Origin of the sequence: Streptomyces sp. NPDC005799, from assembly GCF_040630525.1 — a bacterium.
Lineage (GTDB): Bacteria > Actinomycetota > Actinomycetes > Streptomycetales > Streptomycetaceae > Streptomyces > Streptomyces griseorubiginosus_B.
The window spans coordinates 45,635-61,852 of record NZ_JBEXXQ010000028.1 but is presented as its reverse complement, the minus strand read 5'-3'; the positions used below and the strand labels follow the sequence as shown (position 1 = coordinate 61,852).

The following is a 16,218-nucleotide window of genomic DNA, read 5'->3' as shown; positions in this document are numbered from 1 at the left end:
CATCCCCGTTGTTCCTGAAGGGCTCTTCGGGGGCGGAGGGGAAGGGTTTTCCAACGCGGCGCCGTGGATGGATGTCGGACATCGGGCCGCCTGGCGTGGGCACCGCCGGCTGTGAGAGGGACGGGAATGGAACCGACCGAGAGCGCCGCCCCGGACTCACGGCTGCGCAAGCGCCGGGGCACCGGCGCCTGGCGGCCGAGCCGATGGGCCGGGCGGCCCCCGGGCCATCCGGGCGCGGAAGGGCGCGTCACCGGACAGTACACCGCCACACAGGTGCGTGGTGTGCCCCAGCTCACCACCGGGCATCAGCCCGCTCTCCCGGACGCCGACCAGGAACGGCACCCGTCGTGGCCCATGCTGCCCGTGGGCGTCGTCGCGGCGGCCGCCCTCGTGCTCGGCGCCGGGTTCTCCTGGGCGTTCACCGGCACCCACGCCCTCTTCCCGTCCGGCACCGTCGGCTGGTCCCTGGCCGTGCTGACCGGCATCATCGTCGGCCACCTGGTGATGCTCGGCCGCTCCCGCTGGTGGGGCGGGACGGGTTCCGGCGCCGCCCTCACCCTCGCCGTCCTGTTGCTGTACGGCTGGGTGCCGGCCGGCATGGTCAGCCTCACCGTCGTCGTGCTGGTCGGCATAGCCCGGCGCAACCGCTGGCGGCAGGGCGTGCTGCACGGCGCGGTGGACATCCTCGGCATCGGCGCGGGCGCCCTGGTGCTCGGCGCCTTCGGCCGGGCCCCGTCCGTCGAGAAGCCGTGGAACCCCGCGACCTGGACGGTCTGCACCGTCCCCGAGGTGGTGCTGGTCGCCACCGCCTATCTCCTGGTCACCCGGACCCTGCTCTGGTACCTGCACGCCCCGCGGAACCGCGGACTGCCCACCGTCGCCCGTACCGCCCTGGTCAGACAGGGCCTGGTCGCGGTCGCGCTGCTCGGCATCGCCCCGCTGGTGTGCGTGGTGGCCGTCGCCCGGCCGGTGCTGCTGCCGCTGTTCGCCATCCCGCTGATCGCCCTCGACTCCACCCTGTGGATAGCCCGGGCCCGGGCCGAGGAACAGCTGCGCGACCCGCTGACCGGACTGCCCAACCGGCAGTGGCTGCTGGAGCGCATCTGGACCGCGCTGGACGACGCCGAGCGGATCGGCGCCCGGTCCGCGCTGATGCTCATCGACCTGGACCGCTTCCGGTCCGTCAACGACACACTCGGGCATCTCGCCGGGGACCGGCTGCTGCTGCAGATAGCCGACCGGCTGCGGGTCGCCCTGCCGCGCGGGGCGGAGGCCGCGCGGCTGGGCGGCGACGAGTTCGCCGTTTTACTGCCGGTCGCCGACTCGACCACGTCCGCGACCCGGGTGGCGCGCGGGCTGGTGTCCGCGCTCAGCTCCCCGCTCGACCTCGACGGGCTCACCCTCGTCCTGGAGGCCAGTGCGGGCGTCGCCGTCTTCCCCGACCACGCGCTGGACGCCGAGGGGCTGCTGCGCCGGGCTGATGTGGCGATGTACCAGGCGAAGCGGGACCGGACGGGCGTCGAGGTCTACGAGTCGAAACGGGACTCCAACACACCGGACCGGCTCGGGCTGCTCGGTGATCTGCGCCGGGCGCTGGACGCGCACGAGGTGCAGCTGCACTACCAGCCCAAGGTCCGCTTCGACGGGCAGGTGGCCGGGCTCGAGGCGCTGGTGCGCTGGGTGCATCCCGAGCGCGGGAAGGTGCCGCCGGACGAGTTCATAGCGATCGCCGAGTCGTCGGGGCTGATGCCCCACCTCACCGAGTACGTGCTGGAGACGGCGCTCGGACAGGTGGCGGCATGGCGGGCGCAGGGCCTGCACGTGCCGGTCGCCGTCAACGTGTCCCCGCGGGACGTCCACACACCCGGGTTCGCCGGCTCGGTGGCCGCACGTCTGGCCCGGCACGGAGTTCCCGCGGGAGCGCTCCAACTGGAGATAACGGAGCACGTCCTCCTGGAGGACCCGCAGCGCGCCGCCGACACCCTCGCCGCACTCACCGGGCACGGCGTGAAGATGTCGCTGGACGACTTCGGCACCGGCTATTCGTCGCTGGTGCATCTGCGGCGGCTGCCGGTCAGCGAATTGAAGATCGACCGCTCCTTCGTGGCCCGGCTGGCCGTCGACCCCGAGGACGCCGAGATCGTCCGCTGCACCGTCGACCTCGCCCATTCGCTGGGCCTGCTGGTCGTCGCCGAGGGCGTCGAGGACGACGAGACCTGGGAACGGCTGCGCGACCTCGGCTGTGACGCCGTACAGGGCTGGCTGGTCGCGGCCGCGATGCCGCCGGAGGAGACGACGGCGTGGCTGCGGGCCCGGGGCTCCCGGGGCTGGCAGCGGCCGCGGGCCGCTCTTCCGGCCGCCGAGTAGTCCTCCCGGCCGCCCGGCCGTAGTCCGAGACGGTTCGGAGCTTCCTCAGAGCGCTGCCGTGAAGTGCCCGATCAGCAGGGCCAGTCGCGCCTCATGGGCCGGCTCCGGCAGCCGTCCGCTGCGCATCAGCGTGACCAGCCCGTGCAGTCCGGCCCAGTACGTCTCCGCCAGCAGGCCCGTGTCCTCGCCCTCGGCCGCGATCGGCTCGACCACCGCGGCCAGTTCCCGGAACGCCTCCCACAGCGGCTCCGGAGCCTCGGGCGTGGCGAACGGCAGGTCCACGGCGAGGGTGAACATCGCGTCGTAGAGAGCCGGGCGCCGCCTCCCGAACGACGTGTACGCCTCGGCCACCGCCGCCAGCGCCTCGCGCGGGTCCTTCGCCCCCGTACGCGCCGCGCGCAACTCCACCGCCAGGTCCGCGCAGCCCTGCACCGCGACCGCCGCCATGATCGCGTCCTTGCCCTTGAAGTGGCTGTAGAGGACCGGCTGGCTGTACTCGATCTCGGCGGCCAGCCGACGCGTCGTCACCGCGTCCCAGCCCTCCGTCTCGGCCAGTTCCCGGGCGGCCGTGACGATCAGCCGCTCGCGTTCCGCTCGTTCGCGCTCCCGGCGCGTCTGAATCGACATGCCAGGAATTCTAGCAGCGCTAGCCAATCTGTCGATGCTCTGCTAGCTTCGCTCTTGTCGCTAGCGCTGCTAGCAAAACGACGAAGGAGAGAGTCATGACCGTCACCGCCTACACCCTGGCCGTCCTGCTGAACGTGTTCTGCCTGTTCCTCGGCTACCGGTTCCTGTTCCAGCCGGGCCCGGCCGCCGCCGGCTACGGCGTCCCGGCCGACCCCGCGGGCGACGCCGGCGCCTACCTGTCGATCAAGGGGCTGCGGGACGGCACCCTCGGGGTGGTCGGCCTCGCCGTGCTGGCCGGCGCCGGCGCGCACGCCGAGGCCTGGCTCATGCTGAGCGTGGCGATCATCCCGTTCGGCGACTGCCTGATAGTCCTGCGCAACGGCGGCGCCAAGGCCGTGGCGTACGGGGTCCACTTCGCCACGGCGATCATTGTCCTGATCAGTGCCGGACTGCTCTTCGCGGTCTGACGGCATCCGCAGACGTTCCGCAGACGTTCCGCATACGATCCGCAGACAAAACAGGGGGAACCGAGAGATGTCGCTGTTCGTGCCGAAGTTCGACGAGACCGTCCTGGTCCGTGACGCCGAGGCCGAGGTGGTCGGGGGCGACCCCGTCGCCGTACGGCTGCTGGCCGACAGCAGTGCCAGCGGCGGCGCGCTGTCCACCGTGCGCGTCACCCTCGCCGAGGGCGCCGACGGCGCCCGCCCGCACACGCACCACAACTCCGCCGAGATGTTCTACCTGCTCGACGGCACCGCCGAGGTCCTCTCCGGCGACGACGTCGTCACCGCCGAGCGGGGCGACCTGATCATCGTCCCGCCGGACCGCCCGCACGCCTTCGCCGCCGCCCCGGGCGCCCCTGCGGACCTGCTCATCGTCATCACTCCGGGCGTCGAGCGGTTCGAGTACTTCCGCCACCTGCAGCGCATCCGCCTGGGCGAGCTCACCCCGGAGAGCCTGCTGGAGGTCCAGGACCTGTACGACAACCACTTCCTGCACAGCCCGGCCTGGGACGCCCGCCACTGACCCGGGAAACCGTTTAACGGCGAGAGCCCCCGGCCCCCTAGGATTGGGCCCAAACCACACACACTCACCCCAGAGGAACGCTGCATGCCTGGCATCACGCGCGAGGAGGTCGCCCACCTCGCCCGGCTGGCGCGTCTGGAGCTGAAGCCCGAAGAGCTCGAACACTTCGCGGGACAGCTGGACGACATCATCGGCGCGGTCGCCCGCGTCAGCGAGGTCGCCGACCAAGACGTACCGCCGACCTCGCACCCGCTCCCGCTGACGAACGTCATGCGGGCGGACGAGGTCCGTCCGTCGCTCACCCCCGAGCAGGCGCTCTCCGGCGCCCCGGCCCAGGAGCAGCAGCGTTTCAAGGTGCCGCAGATCCTGGGGGAGGACTGACCGACATGACGGACCACATCATCAAGCTGACCGCTGCCGAGACCGCCGCGAAGATCGCCTCCGGCGAGCTCACGGCCGTCGAGGTCACCGAGGCCCACCTCGCCCGGATCGAGGCCGTCGACGAGAAGGTGCACGCCTTCCTGCACGTCGACCGCGAGGGCGCCCTCGCCCAGGCCCGGGCCGTGGACGACAAGCGCGAGCGGGGCGAGAAGCTCGGCCCGCTGGCCGGCGTCCCGCTGGCGCTGAAGGACATCTTCACCACCGAGGGCATCCCGACGACCGTCGGCTCGAAGATCCTCGAGGGCTGGATCCCGCCGTACGACGCCACTCTCACCAAGCGTCTCAAGGCGGCCGACGTCGTCATCCTCGGCAAGACCAACATGGACGAGTTCGCCATGGGGTCCTCCACGGAGAACAGCGCGTACGGGCCGACCGGCAACCCCTGGGACCTCACCAGGATCCCCGGCGGCTCCGGCGGCGGCTCCTCCGCGGCCCTCGCCTCCTTCCAGGCGCCGCTGGCCATCGGCACCGACACCGGCGGCTCCATCCGCCAGCCGGCCGCCGTCACCGGCACGGTCGGTGTGAAGCCGACCTACGGCGCGGTGTCCCGCTACGGCATGGTGGCGTTCTCCAGCTCCCTCGACCAGGGCGGCCCCTGCGCCCGTACGGTCCTGGACGCGGCCCTGCTGCACGAGGTCATCGCCGGGCACGACCCGCTGGACTCCACCTCCATCGACGCCCCGGTCCCGCCGGTCGTCGAGGCCGCCCGCAACGGCAGCGTCGAGGGCATGCGCGTCGGTGTCGTCAAGCAGTTCCGCGGCGAGGGCTACCAGGCCGGCGTCATCCAGCGGTTCGACGAGTCGGTCGCGCTGCTGAAGGAGCTGGGCGCCGAGATCGTCGAGCTGGACTGCCCGTCCTTCGACCTCGCGCTGTCGGCGTACTACCTGATCGCCCCCTCCGAGTGCTCCTCCAACCTCGCCCGCTTCGACGGCCTGCGCTACGGCCTGCGGGCCGGCGACGACGGCAGCCACTCGGCCGAGGAGGTCACGTCGATCACCCGTGAGGCGGGCTTCGGCCCCGAGGTCAAGCGCCGCATCATGCTGGGCACCTACGCCCTGTCGAGCGGCTACTACGACGCCTACTACGGCTCCGCCCAGAAGGTCCGCACGCTCATCACGCGCGACTTCGAGAAGGCCTTCGAGCAGGTCGACGTGATCGTCTCGCCGACCACGCCGACCACCGCCTTCGCGATCGGCGAGCGCGCCGACGACCCGATGGCGATGTACCTGGCCGACCTGTGCACCATCCCGACCAACCTGGCGGGCAACGCGGCCATGTCGCTGCCCTGCGGGCTCGCCCCGGAGGACAACCTCCCGGTCGGTCTGCAGATCATCGCCCCGGCGCTGAAGGACGACCGTCTTTACAAGGTCGGCGCCGCCGTCGAGGCAGCCTTCGTGGAAAAGTGGGGGCACCCGCTGCTCGAGGAGGCTCCGTCGCTGTGACCAAGACAGGCAAGACGCTGACCAAGGCGCAGGACTTCAAGAAGTCCAAGTCCGGTATGTACGTGTCCATCGCCACCACCGCCTTCGGCGCGCTCGGTGTCGCCAAGCGGATCAGGAAGGCGCGGTCCGAGCAGGACACGCTGCGGCTGATCGACGCGACCGTGGCCGCCGTCGGCATCGTCACCGGCCTCGCCGTCCTGTACCGCGAGCTGAAGCGGCTGGGCGACGACGACGTCCTGCTGGGCTGAGAGGGAAGTTTCACCGTGACCATCACGACCGACCTGGTGTCGTACGAGGACGCGCTGGCGTCGTACGACCCCGTCATGGGCCTCGAGGTCCATGTCGAACTCGGCACCAAGACCAAGATGTTCTGCGGCTGTTCGACCGAGCTGGGCGCCGAGCCCAACTCGCAGACCTGCCCGACCTGCCTCGGCCTGCCCGGCTCCCTGCCGGTCGTCAACGCGACCGGCGTCGAGTCCGCGATCAAGATCGGTCTCGCGCTGAACTGCGAGATCGCCGAGTGGTGCCGCTTCGCCCGGAAGAACTACTTCTATCCGGACATGCCGAAGAACTTCCAGACCTCCCAGTACGACGAGCCGATCGCCTTCAACGGCTACCTCGACGTCCAGCTGGAGGACGGCGAGACCTTCCGCGTGGAGATCGAGCGCGCCCACATGGAGGAGGACACCGGCAAGTCCACCCACGTGGGCGGCGCGACGGGCCGTATCCACGGCGCCTCGCACTCGCTGCTGGACTACAACCGGGCCGGCATCCCGCTGATCGAGATCGTCACCAAGCCGATCGTCGGCGCCGGCGAGCGCGCTCCCGAGGTCGCCCGGGCGTACGTCCGTGAACTGCGCGAGCTCATCAGGGCGCTCGGTGTGTCGGAGGCCCGCATGGAGATGGGCCAGATGCGCTGCGACGTGAACCTCTCGCTGATGCCCAAGGGCAGCGAGAAGTTCGGCACGCGCTCCGAGACGAAGAACGTCAACTCGCTGCGGTCCGTGGAGCGTGCGGCCCGCTTCGAGATCCAGCGGCACGCGGCCGTACTGTCCTCCGGCGGCACGATCGTGCAGGAGACCCGGCACTTCCACGAGGACACGGGGTCCACGACCTCGGGCCGCGTGAAGGAGGAGGCCGAGGACTACCGGTACTTCCCGGAGCCGGACCTGGTGCCGGTCGCCCCGTCCCGTGAGTGGGTCGAGGTGATCCGGGCGGGGCTGCCGGAGCTGCCGCTGGCCCGCCGCAACCGGCTGCTCGCCGAGTGGGGCATCTCCGCCACCGACATGCAGGCCATCCTGAACGCCGGTGCGCTGGACCCGATCGTCGCCACGATCGAGGCCGGCGCCGACGCGGCCTCCGCGCGCAAGTGGTGGATGGGCGAACTGGCGCGCAGCGCCAACGAGTCGGGTGTCTCCCTCGACGAACTCGCCATCACACCGGCGCAGGTGGCCCGGGTCACCGAGCTGGTCGCGAAGGGTGACCTGAACGACAAGCTGGCCCGCCAGGTCATCGAGGGCGTCCTCGCGGGCGAGGGCACCCCGGACGAGGTCGTCGACAAGCGCGGTCTGAAGGTCGTCTCCGACGAGGGCGCCCTGGCCGCCGCCGTCGACGAGGCCATCGCCGGCAACCCGGGCGTCGCCGACAAGATCCGCGGCGGCAAGGTGGCCGCGGCCGGCGCCCTGGTCGGCGCCGTCATGAAGGCGACCCGCGGCCAGGCGGACGCGGCCCGCGTCAAGGAGCTGATCCTCGAGAAGCTGGGCGTCAGCGAGGGCTGAGGTTCGTGCGGTACGGCCCCGGAGGGGTGAACCTCCGGGGCCGTACGCCTATGTGCGGCGTCCCACGACCCGTACGAAGCCAAAGGTGCGGCCCTCGTCGGCCCGTAGCATCTCGGCGACCCGGCGGCCCATCGTGCGGTGGAACTCCTCCGGGCTCTCCTCGGCGACCACCTCGCACCACGTGAGCCAGTCGCGCCAGCCGTCCTGAAGCCAGTCGGCCGCCTCGACCTCGACGGCCCCGCTGCGCGTCCAGTGGCGGCGCCACCAGTCCGCGGAGTGCCAGCACCAGAAGCCGGGGTCCCACCAGGCCCGCACATGCTCGGGCGGCTCGGCTCCCTCCGGTTCCTCGCGCAGGGCCGGTACGACGATCCCGATCCGCCCGCCGGGCTTCAACAGCCTGGTCAGCGTCGGCAGATAGAGATCGTCGGTGCCGAAGTACTGGTATGCGTCGATCGACACGATCGCGTCGAAACCGCCCTCCGCGAAGGGCAGGTCGTGCGCCTCGGCGTGCACGGGCAGCACCCGGTCGGCGAACCCGGCCTCGGCGATGCGCCGGGCGTTGTCGTCGGGCGCGACCCAGAGGTCGGCCGCGGTGACCTGGGCGTGGAACTCCCGGGCCAGGAAGATCGACGTCATGGCCCGGCCGCAGCCCAGGTCGAGGACGCGCGCGCAGGGGCGCAGGGCGTCCAGGCCGAGGGCGGGGGCCAGCCATTCCAGCAGCCACAGGGCGTTGGGGCCCATCTGGTTGTCGACGGTCCAGCGTGCGTCGTACTGGCTGCTGAGGGGATAGAGCGGGTGGGTCACACGGTCAGTGAGATGGTCGTCCGTGGTCCTGTTGTCGGACATCGGTGAACGGGCTCCTCATGATCCTCGTAGTGAAAGGCGATGCGTAGGAGCTCGGTCGGACCTTCAAACAACGCACCCGCTTCGGTCGTCGGCGAGGAGCCGGTGACGGCTGACCAGCGGAAGCTAGCAGCTGTCCGCGCCGTCCCGCAGCCGGATTCCGCCGAGGACGCGCACCGGGCCCGCTGGACGGCGGCGACCACCGGTGTGCTGCTGGCGCTCGTCGGAGTGGCCGCCGCGGTGGTGCGGGCCCTGAACGCCGCGCCGGCGCTGGTGCCGGCCGCTTACGGTCTCGGTGCCGCGGTGTGCGCGCTGGCGGGGGTGCTGGGCTCCCGGGGACGCACCCGGCGGGCGCTGTGGCTGCTGGTCGCCGGGGCGATGGTCATGGCGCTGGGGGACCAGTTCGACTGAGGTGACAGAGTGTTCGTTACTGTCCTGTGATCTGCCTCCCACTCTTGTGAATAACCCCACGAATGGCATAAACGATCACTTCTGCCTGCAAGAGTGGTCCTCGCATTGCTCATGCGTTCTTTGCGGGCTGTTCATGTTGTGAACGACTTGTTCCCGGTCAAAGATCCACATATCGTCCCTGGGAGCTCGTTCGTGGCAGCCCTTGCACGTTGGTGTGTCCGGCACCGTCTGGTCGCGGTCGTGGTGTGGCTCCTCGCCTTCGGCGGGGTCACCGCCGCCGCCGCGGTCACCGGCTCCGCGTACTCGAACGACTACGAGGCCCCCGGTACCGAGTCGGGCGCCGCCACCAAGCTGCTGCAGCGGGGCTTCCCGGGACTCGGCGGGGACAGCGACACCGTCGTCTGGCACGTGACGTCGGGCAGCGTGCGGGCGGCCGACGTCGAGCAGACCATGACAGGGACCCTGGACAAGATCGCGGACCTGTCCGGAGTGGCCTCCGTGAGCAGTCCGTACGACGGCCAGGGCGCGGGCCGGATCAGCGCCGACGGGCACACCGCGTACGCCACGGTCACCTTCGACCACGGCGCCGAGGACATCAAGAAGTCCGAGGCCGAGGCGGTCGTGCACACCGCGAAGGCCGCGGACGGCGACGGGCTGCGGGTCGAGCTCGGCGGCAGCGCCGTCGCGCTCACCGAGTCGACCGGCGGGCACACCGCCGAGATCGTCGGCGTGGCCGTCGCCGCGGTCGTGCTGTTCCTCGCCTTCGGCTCGCCCGCCGCGTCCGTGCTGCCCATCGCGACCGCGCTGGTCGGCGTCGGCACCGCGTACTCAGGGATCGGGCTGCTCGGGCACGCCATGACCGTCGCCGACTTCGCGCCCATGCTCGGCATGCTGATCGGGCTGGGCGTCGGCATCGACTACGCGCTGTTCATCGTCACCAGACACCGGCGCGGACTCAAACGCGGGCTCTCGGTCACCGAGGCCGTCACCAACGCCGTGGCGACCACCGGACGGGCCGTGGTCTTCGCGGGTGCCACCGTTTGCATCGCGCTGCTGGGCATGCTGATCCTGCGGCTCGGCTTCCTCAACGGCGTCGCGATCGCCGCCTCCCTGACCGTCGTCCTGACGGTCGCCGCCTCCGTCACGCTGCTGCCCGCCCTGCTGTCCCTCATCGGCATGCGCGCCCTGAGCCGGCGCGAGCGGCGACGACTGGAGGAACACGGCCCCCAGCCGGAGCTGCCCACCGGGTTCGCGCACCGCTGGTCGGCGTTCGTGGAGCGCCACCCCAAGGTGCTCGGCGTCGTCGCGCTGGCCGTGATGACGCTCCTGGCGCTGCCCACGCTCTCCCTCCACCTGGGCACCTCCGACCAGGGCAACGACCCGAAGGCGTCCACCACCCGGCAGGCCTACGACCTTCTCGCCGACGGCTTCGGGCCCGGCGTCAACGGTCCCCTCACCCTGGTGACCCACGTCGACGGTGCCGAGGACAAGCTCACCCTCGACAACCTCGACGCCACCATCCGCACCACCGAGGGCGTCGCCTCGGTGACCCCGGTCACCTACAACGGCGGCGGCGACACCGCGTACTTCACGATCGTCCCGGACTCCGCACCGCAGTCGCAGAAGACCAGCGACCTCGTCGACCGGCTGCGCACCCAGGTGCTGCCGCGCGCAGAGACCGGCACCACCCTCGACGTCCAGGTGGGCGGTGTGACCGCGTCCTACGACGATTTCGCGGCCGTCATCGTCGGCAAGCTGCCGCTGTTCGTCGGCGTCGTCATCGGCCTCGGCTGTCTGCTGCTGCTGATGGCCTTCCGGTCCATCGGCATCCCGCTGAAGGCCGCCGCGATGAACGTCGCCGCGGTCGCCGCCGCCTTCGGCGTCGTCGTGGCGATCTTCCAGTGGGGCTGGGGGAGCGAACTGCTGGGCCTCGGGCGCGCGGGCCCCATCGAGCCCTTCCTCCCCGTGATCATGGTGTCGGTCCTCTTCGGGCTCTCCATGGACTACCAGGTCTTCCTGGTCAGCCGGATGTACGAGGAGTGGCTGGAGACCGGGGACAACCGACGGGCCGTCCGCGTCGGGCTCGCCGAGACCAGCCGGGTGATCAACTCCGCGGCCGTCATCATGATCTCGGTCTTCCTTGCCTTCGTCCTCAGCGGCGACCGCGTGATCGCGATGTTCGGCATCGCCCTCGCCTCCGCCGTCGCCCTCGACGCCTTCGTCCTGCGCACGCTGCTCGTCCCGGCCCTCATGCACCTGCTCGGCGGCGCCAACTGGTGGCTGCCCCGCTGGCTCGACCAGCGCCTGCCCCGCATCAGCATCGAACCGCCCGAGTGCCGCGCCGCCCATGCTGCGTTCTCACGGGGGACGACCCCCGGACCCCCGGCAGAAAAGCAGGGCGGCTGGGACGACCGGCGCGGGCTTCGTGAGGCAGACCTCCATGAAAGGCTGGCCGCCGCGACGGACGCCGAGGTGGCGGACGTCCTGGCGGAGGGGGACCAGCGCGATGTACGCGATACCACTGGGTGACGGCGCCGAACTGCGGCCGCTGGAACCCTGGCACGCCGAGGAGTTCCTGGCGCACCTGGAGCGCGGCCGGGAGTTCATCGGACGGTTCATCCCGTTCGGCGCCCAGGTCGTCGACGTGGCATCCGCCCGCGAGACGCTCCAGCGCTACGCCGACCTGCGCGCCGCCGACACCGCCTCCTACCACGGGATCTGGCTGGACGGGAAACTCGTCGGCGGGGTGCTCACCCTGAACTTCGACGCCGCGACCGGCAACGCCGAGGTCGGGTGCTGGCTGGAGCCCGCCGCGACCGGGCGGGGCCTGGTCACCCGGGCGATGCGGACACTGATCGACTGGGCGGTGGAGGAGCGCGGTGTCCACCGCGTCGAATGGGTCGCCGCCTCCGGCAACGTGCCCAGCATCAACGTCGCCCGGCGCCTGGGCATGACCCGCGATGGCGTACGGCGCCAGGCACACCCCTATGGTGGGGTGCGGCACGACCTCGAGGTGTGGTCGATCCTCGCCCCCGAGTGGCGTGAAGCACGCGCGCGTGCCGAACACAACGATCATTAAGACCCCTCTCAGAGAGCGTCCGTACGGTGCCAGACATGGGAACCAAGACAGTTGACGAGGCCGGCACGACCGAGGCCGCCGAAGTGAAGCGCGACGAGGAGGCGGTGGACGCCCCCCAGACCGAGGCCACGACCGAGGAGGAGCAGCCCGGGACCGACGAGGTGGCCGAAGCGGGCACCGACGAGGAGGCGGGCCCCACCGGCGTGGGCCAGGGCGCGGGGGCGGTCGTCTCCGCCGCGCTCGGCCTCGTCTCGCTGACCGGGAGCTGGATCGGCACGGTCGCCGCCGCCCGCCAGACGCTCGTGGGCCAGCTGCAGACCTCGTCCACGGCGAGCGTCGCCAAGCAGGTCAAGGCGGTCTACGGCGACGCGTGGCAGACCAGCGCCCTGTGGGGCGGCGTCTTCGCGCTGCTCGCCCTGGTCGTCGGCGTCGTCGTCCTCGCCCGTCCCGCCTTCGGCGTCCCCGGCAAGCCGCAGGCCGCATGGATCAAGTCGGTCGCCTGGGGCGGTGTCGCCCTCGGCGTCATCGGCCTCCTGCTGGCCGTGCTCAAGTACACCGACGTCCTGCTCGGCCTGCCCTCCGCCGGCTGAATCGACGCAGGTCCCAAGGGGTCTCAGACCATCTGTAAGCACCTTACGGAGCGTCTGAGGCCCCTTCCGCGCGTCTAAGGCCCCCGAGGCCGCCGAAGATGCGGAACTCTCCCGATGTGGCCGACCCCCCTTGGAGACGAAGGTTGAGGCATCGCAGCAAGCGAAGCCGAATCCGCCTCTCCCAAGGGACGCACCATGTACGAGTACGAGATCTCGCAGCTCCGTTCCGCCGAACTGATCCGTCAGGCCGACCAGGAGCGCCTGGCCCGCGAGGCAGCCAAGAACCGCCGCGCCGCCCGCCGCGAGGCACGCCACGCCGCGGAGGACGAGTCCCATACCCCCCGCCTCCGCAGGCTCCGGTCGGCCCGCGCGGCGTGAGCCCGGTACGCCTGGAGGACGGCCCCGCGGGGGAGGGCCGCCCTCGAGGAAACGACCGCAGCACCCCGCGAACGCCCTCACCGCACCTGCCCGCGGTGGGGGCCGCGGTGCGTCCGCTCCCCGCCGCTCCGGGGAAAACCGGTGCCGTCCCGTCGTACCCCCATGCGATGCTCGCCCTCGTGGAGACCAGGTCCGTAAGTCGGGTGTTCGTCGGCCGAGCCGAAGAGCTCGGGACGCTGAACGACGCCCTCGCCCGTGCCGCCGCGGGCGAACCGCAGGCGCTGCTGATCGGCGGGGAGGCCGGCGTCGGCAAGACACGGCTGGTCGAGGAGTTCGCCACCGCGGCCTGCCGCGAGGGCGCGGTCGTCGCCCTCGGCGGCTGTGTGGAGATCGGCGCCGACGGCCTGCCCTTCGCCCCCTTCTCCACCGCCCTGCGCGCCCTGCGCCGCGAACTGCCCGGGGAACTCGCCGCCGCGGCCGCCGGACAGGAGGAGGAACTGGCCCGCCTGCTGCCCGAACTCGGCGAGGCCTCCGGCGGCCGGCACGACGAGGAGGGCATGGCCCGCCTCTTCGAACTCACCGCCCGCCTGCTGGAGCGCGTCGCGGCCGAGCGCACCGTCGTCGTCGCCCTGGAGGACCTGCACTGGGCCGACGCCTCCACCCGCCACCTGCTGGCCTACCTCTTCCGCACCCTGCGCACCGGCCGGCTCGTCGTCCTCGCCACCTACCGCGCCGACGACATCCACCGCCGCCACCCGCTGCGCCCCCTGCTCGCCGAACTCGACCGCCTGCGCACCGTCCGCCGTGTGGAACTCGCCCGCTTCAACCGGCAGGAGGTCGGCCGCCAGATCGCCGGCATCCTCGCCGCCGAACCGGACCCCGACCAGGTCGACGCCATCTTCGAACGCTCCGACGGCAACGCCTTCTTCGTCGAGGAACTCGCCGTCGCCGCTCACGAGGGCTGCTGCACCGGCCTCACCGACTCCCTGCGCGACCTGCTCCTGGTGCGCGTCGAGGGCCTGCCCGAGAGCGCCCAGCGCGTCGCCCGGATCGTCGCCGAGGGCGGCTCCACCGTCGAGTACCGCCTCCTGGCCGCCGTCGCCCGGCTCACCGAGGACGACCTCATCGAGGCGCTGCGGGCCGCCGTGGGCGCCAACATCCTGCTCGCCACGCCCGCCGGAGACGGCTACCGCTTCCGCCACTCCCTGGTCCGCGAGGCCGTCAGCGACGACCTGCTGCCCGGCGAGCGCTCCCGCCTCAACCGCCGCTACGCCGAGGCCCTGGAGGCCGACCCCACCCTGGTCCCGGCCGACGAGCGTGTCATGCGTCTGGCCAGCTACTGGTACCACGCCCACGACGCCGCGAAGGCCCTGCCCGCCGTCCTCGACGCCGCCGTCGCGGCTCGCTGCCGGCACGCCTACAGCGAGCAACTGCGGCTCCTGGAACGGGCGATGGAGCTGTGGGACACCGCCCCCGAGGACGTACGGGTCACCCTGCGCCTCGGCGACTACTGCGAGGTCTACGCCCCCTGCGGCTGCGATCCGGCCACCACCCCGCTGCACTTCCTCGACCTCATGGCCGAGGCCGCCGGCGCCGGCCGGCTGTGCGGGGAGCGGGAACGCGCCCTGAAGATCACCAAGCGCGCGCTGCATCTGCTGGAGGACGAGGACGATCCGCTGCGGTCCGCCTGGTTCTGGGTCCAGCGCTCCCGTCTCGTGCAGGCCCTGGCCCGCGGCGACGGCTGGCGTGAGCTGGCCACCGCCCAGGACCTGGTGCGCGGTCTGCCGCCCTCCGAGGTGCACGCCGAGGTCCTCGCCCACGCCGCCGGCTGGGCGATGCTGCATGAACCCGGCCCCGACGCCCTCTCGGCCGCCGAACGCGCCGTGGAGTACGCGCGCATGGTCGGCGCCCGTGAGATCGAACTCAACGCCCGCCTCACCCTCGGCGGACTCATGGTCGACGCCGGCTCGGTCGACTCCGGCCTCGCCGAGATGTACGAGGTCAAGGACCGGGCCCTGGAGGAGGGCGTCGCCGTCGTCGCCGGCCGGGCCTACGTCAATCTGCCCTCCGCGCTCGACGCGGTCGGCCGCACCCGGGAGGCCGTGCCCCTCCTGAAGGAGGGCCTCGCCTTCACCAGGAGGTTCGGCCTGCTCGAATCGGAGGCCTGGGTATGGGCCAACCTCTCCGAGTCGACGTACTCCCTGGGCCTGTGGGACGAGGCCGCCGAGGCCGCGGCGGGCGCCCTGCGGGTGGGGCACAGCGCGAAGCCCCAGGGCAGCGGCGCCATGTGCCTGGCACACCTCGCCCTCGGCCGCGGCGACCTCACCGAGGCGGCCCGCCAACTGGCCGCCGCGCGGGACTTCCTGGGCACCCACGACCCCATGCCCCAGCACACACTGCTCCTCTCCCGCATCGCCATCGGCGTCGCCGCGGGCGAGGGCCGCCTGCCGGACGCCCGCGCCGAACTCGCCCGCGCCCTGGACGCCGGGATGCCGCCGGGCACCCAGCGCGACGGCTGGCCCCTGCTGCTCGCCGCCGCGACCGCCGAGGCCGACGCCCGCACGCTGCCCGCCGCCTCCCAGGACCGGGCCGCCGTCCTTGACCGGATCCGCGACGCGGCCAAGAAGACCACCACCGACGCCCCCATCTGGCTCGCCCACGAGAAGTGGGTGCGGGCCGAGCTCTCCCGCGCCGAGGACGAGGACACCGCCGACACCTGGTCGGACGTGGTCACCGCCTTCGAGTGCCTGGACCGGCCCTACGACCTCGCCCGTGTCCGCCACCGCCTCGCCGGGGCCTTGCTGCGGGACGGCGGCGAGGACGAGCGCGACCGCGCCGCGGAACTGCTCCGCCTCGCCCACGCCGTCGCCGGCCACCTCGGCGCCCGCCCGCTCGCCGAGGCCGTCGCGCTGCTCGCCCAGCGCGCCCGGCTCGCCCTGCACCGCGTCCCGGACCAGCGGTCCGCCGACCCGGTCGAGGCCCTCGGGCTCACCAGCCGCGAACGCGACGTCCTGCGCCTGGTCGCCGCCGGACGCACCAACCGCCAGATCGCCGAGCAGCTCTTCATCTCCCCGAAGACGGCCAGCGTCCATGTCTCGAACATCCTGGCCAAGCTCGGCGTCTCCGGAAGAGGAGAGGCCGCGGCGGTGGCGCATCGGGTGGGGCTGTCGCCGGCCGATCCGCTCACCGCCCGGACGGCGGGGTGAGACGTAGGCTGGAGACGACCGGCACAGGGA

15 protein-coding genes are annotated in these 16,218 nt (G+C 72.0%); 13 read left to right on the top strand and 2 right to left on the bottom strand.

Features of this window, described 5'->3' with window-relative positions; all coding sequences use genetic code 11:
• The first annotated feature begins 126 nt into the window (after window positions 1-126).
• A complete protein-coding gene (locus ABZ453_RS26485) occupies window positions 127-2,367 on the top strand; it encodes a bifunctional diguanylate cyclase/phosphodiesterase (protein ID WP_359018350.1) in 2,241 nt (746 codons plus the stop codon).
• A gap of 45 nt (window positions 2,368-2,412) precedes the next feature.
• Here ABZ453_RS26485 and ABZ453_RS26480 read toward each other — a convergent pair whose 3' ends face one another.
• The gene (locus ABZ453_RS26480; RefSeq protein WP_359018348.1) at window positions 2,413-2,994 is read right to left on the bottom strand and encodes a TetR/AcrR family transcriptional regulator; all 582 of its coding nucleotides are present in this window, start codon (window positions 2,992-2,994) and stop codon (window positions 2,413-2,415) included.
• Between the two features lie 95 nt (window positions 2,995-3,089).
• Here ABZ453_RS26480 and ABZ453_RS26475 point away from each other — a divergent pair, with 95 nt between their 5' ends.
• From ABZ453_RS26475 to gatB, 6 genes are all read left to right on the top strand, one after another.
• A complete protein-coding gene (locus tag ABZ453_RS26475; RefSeq protein ID WP_359018346.1) occupies window positions 3,090-3,461 on the top strand; it encodes a DUF4267 domain-containing protein in 372 nt (123 codons plus the stop codon).
• A gap of 67 nt (window positions 3,462-3,528) precedes the next feature.
• A complete protein-coding gene (locus ABZ453_RS26470) occupies window positions 3,529-4,020 on the top strand; it encodes a cupin domain-containing protein (protein ID WP_356769661.1) in 492 nt (163 codons plus the stop codon).
• Window positions 4,021-4,104: 84 nt separating this feature from the next.
• Window positions 4,105-4,401 (top strand): Asp-tRNA(Asn)/Glu-tRNA(Gln) amidotransferase subunit GatC, encoded by a 297-nt coding sequence (gene gatC / locus ABZ453_RS26465; protein ID WP_007384860.1) that lies wholly within the window; start codon window positions 4,105-4,107, stop codon window positions 4,399-4,401.
• A complete protein-coding gene (gatA, locus tag ABZ453_RS26460; protein ID WP_358595984.1) occupies window positions 4,398-5,903 on the top strand; it encodes an Asp-tRNA(Asn)/Glu-tRNA(Gln) amidotransferase subunit GatA in 1,506 nt (501 codons plus the stop codon). The genes gatC and gatA overlap by 4 nt, the downstream gene beginning before the upstream one ends.
• On the top strand, window positions 5,900-6,151 hold the full coding sequence (locus ABZ453_RS26455) for a hypothetical protein (RefSeq protein WP_358595498.1): 252 nt from the start codon (window positions 5,900-5,902) through the stop codon (window positions 6,149-6,151). The genes gatA and ABZ453_RS26455 overlap by 4 nt, the downstream gene beginning before the upstream one ends.
• 15 nt (window positions 6,152-6,166) lie before the next feature.
• Complete coding sequence (gene gatB, locus ABZ453_RS26450) at window positions 6,167-7,681, top strand: Asp-tRNA(Asn)/Glu-tRNA(Gln) amidotransferase subunit GatB (protein WP_359018342.1); 1,515 nt, start codon at window positions 6,167-6,169, stop codon at window positions 7,679-7,681.
• A 48-nt stretch (window positions 7,682-7,729) separates the two neighbouring features.
• On the opposite strand, the gene ABZ453_RS26445 is transcribed toward gatB, so the two are convergent.
• Window positions 7,730-8,527, bottom strand: a complete 798-nt coding sequence (locus tag ABZ453_RS26445) for a methyltransferase domain-containing protein (protein ID WP_359018340.1) — start codon at window positions 8,525-8,527, stop codon at window positions 7,730-7,732.
• Window positions 8,528-8,629: 102 nt separating this feature from the next.
• Here ABZ453_RS26445 and ABZ453_RS26440 point away from each other — a divergent pair, with 102 nt between their 5' ends.
• The 6 genes from ABZ453_RS26440 (at window position 8,630) to ABZ453_RS26415 (ending at window position 16,188) form a co-directional block, all read left to right on the top strand.
• Window positions 8,630-8,935, top strand: a complete 306-nt coding sequence (locus tag ABZ453_RS26440) for a hypothetical protein (RefSeq protein WP_359018338.1) — start codon at window positions 8,630-8,632, stop codon at window positions 8,933-8,935.
• 192 nt (window positions 8,936-9,127) lie between these two features.
• Window positions 9,128-11,464, top strand: a complete 2,337-nt coding sequence (locus ABZ453_RS26435) for an MMPL family transporter (RefSeq protein ID WP_359018336.1) — start codon at window positions 9,128-9,130, stop codon at window positions 11,462-11,464.
• Complete coding sequence (locus ABZ453_RS26430; RefSeq protein ID WP_359018334.1) at window positions 11,442-12,014, top strand: GNAT family protein; 573 nt, start codon at window positions 11,442-11,444, stop codon at window positions 12,012-12,014. Before ABZ453_RS26435 ends, ABZ453_RS26430 begins: the two co-directional genes overlap by 23 nt.
• A gap of 35 nt (window positions 12,015-12,049) precedes the next feature.
• Window positions 12,050-12,604, top strand: a complete 555-nt coding sequence (locus ABZ453_RS26425; protein WP_359018332.1) for a hypothetical protein — start codon at window positions 12,050-12,052, stop codon at window positions 12,602-12,604.
• Between the two features lie 195 nt (window positions 12,605-12,799).
• Entirely contained in the window at window positions 12,800-12,982 is a 183-nt protein-coding gene (locus ABZ453_RS26420; protein WP_359018330.1) for a hypothetical protein, read from the top strand.
• A 167-nt stretch (window positions 12,983-13,149) separates the two neighbouring features.
• Window positions 13,150-16,188 carry an AAA family ATPase gene (locus tag ABZ453_RS26415; RefSeq protein ID WP_359018328.1) on the top strand — a complete coding sequence of 1,013 codons (3,039 nt, stop codon included), beginning with the start codon at window positions 13,150-13,152 and terminating at the stop codon, window positions 16,186-16,188.
• Window positions 16,189-16,218: the final 30 nt, after the last annotated feature.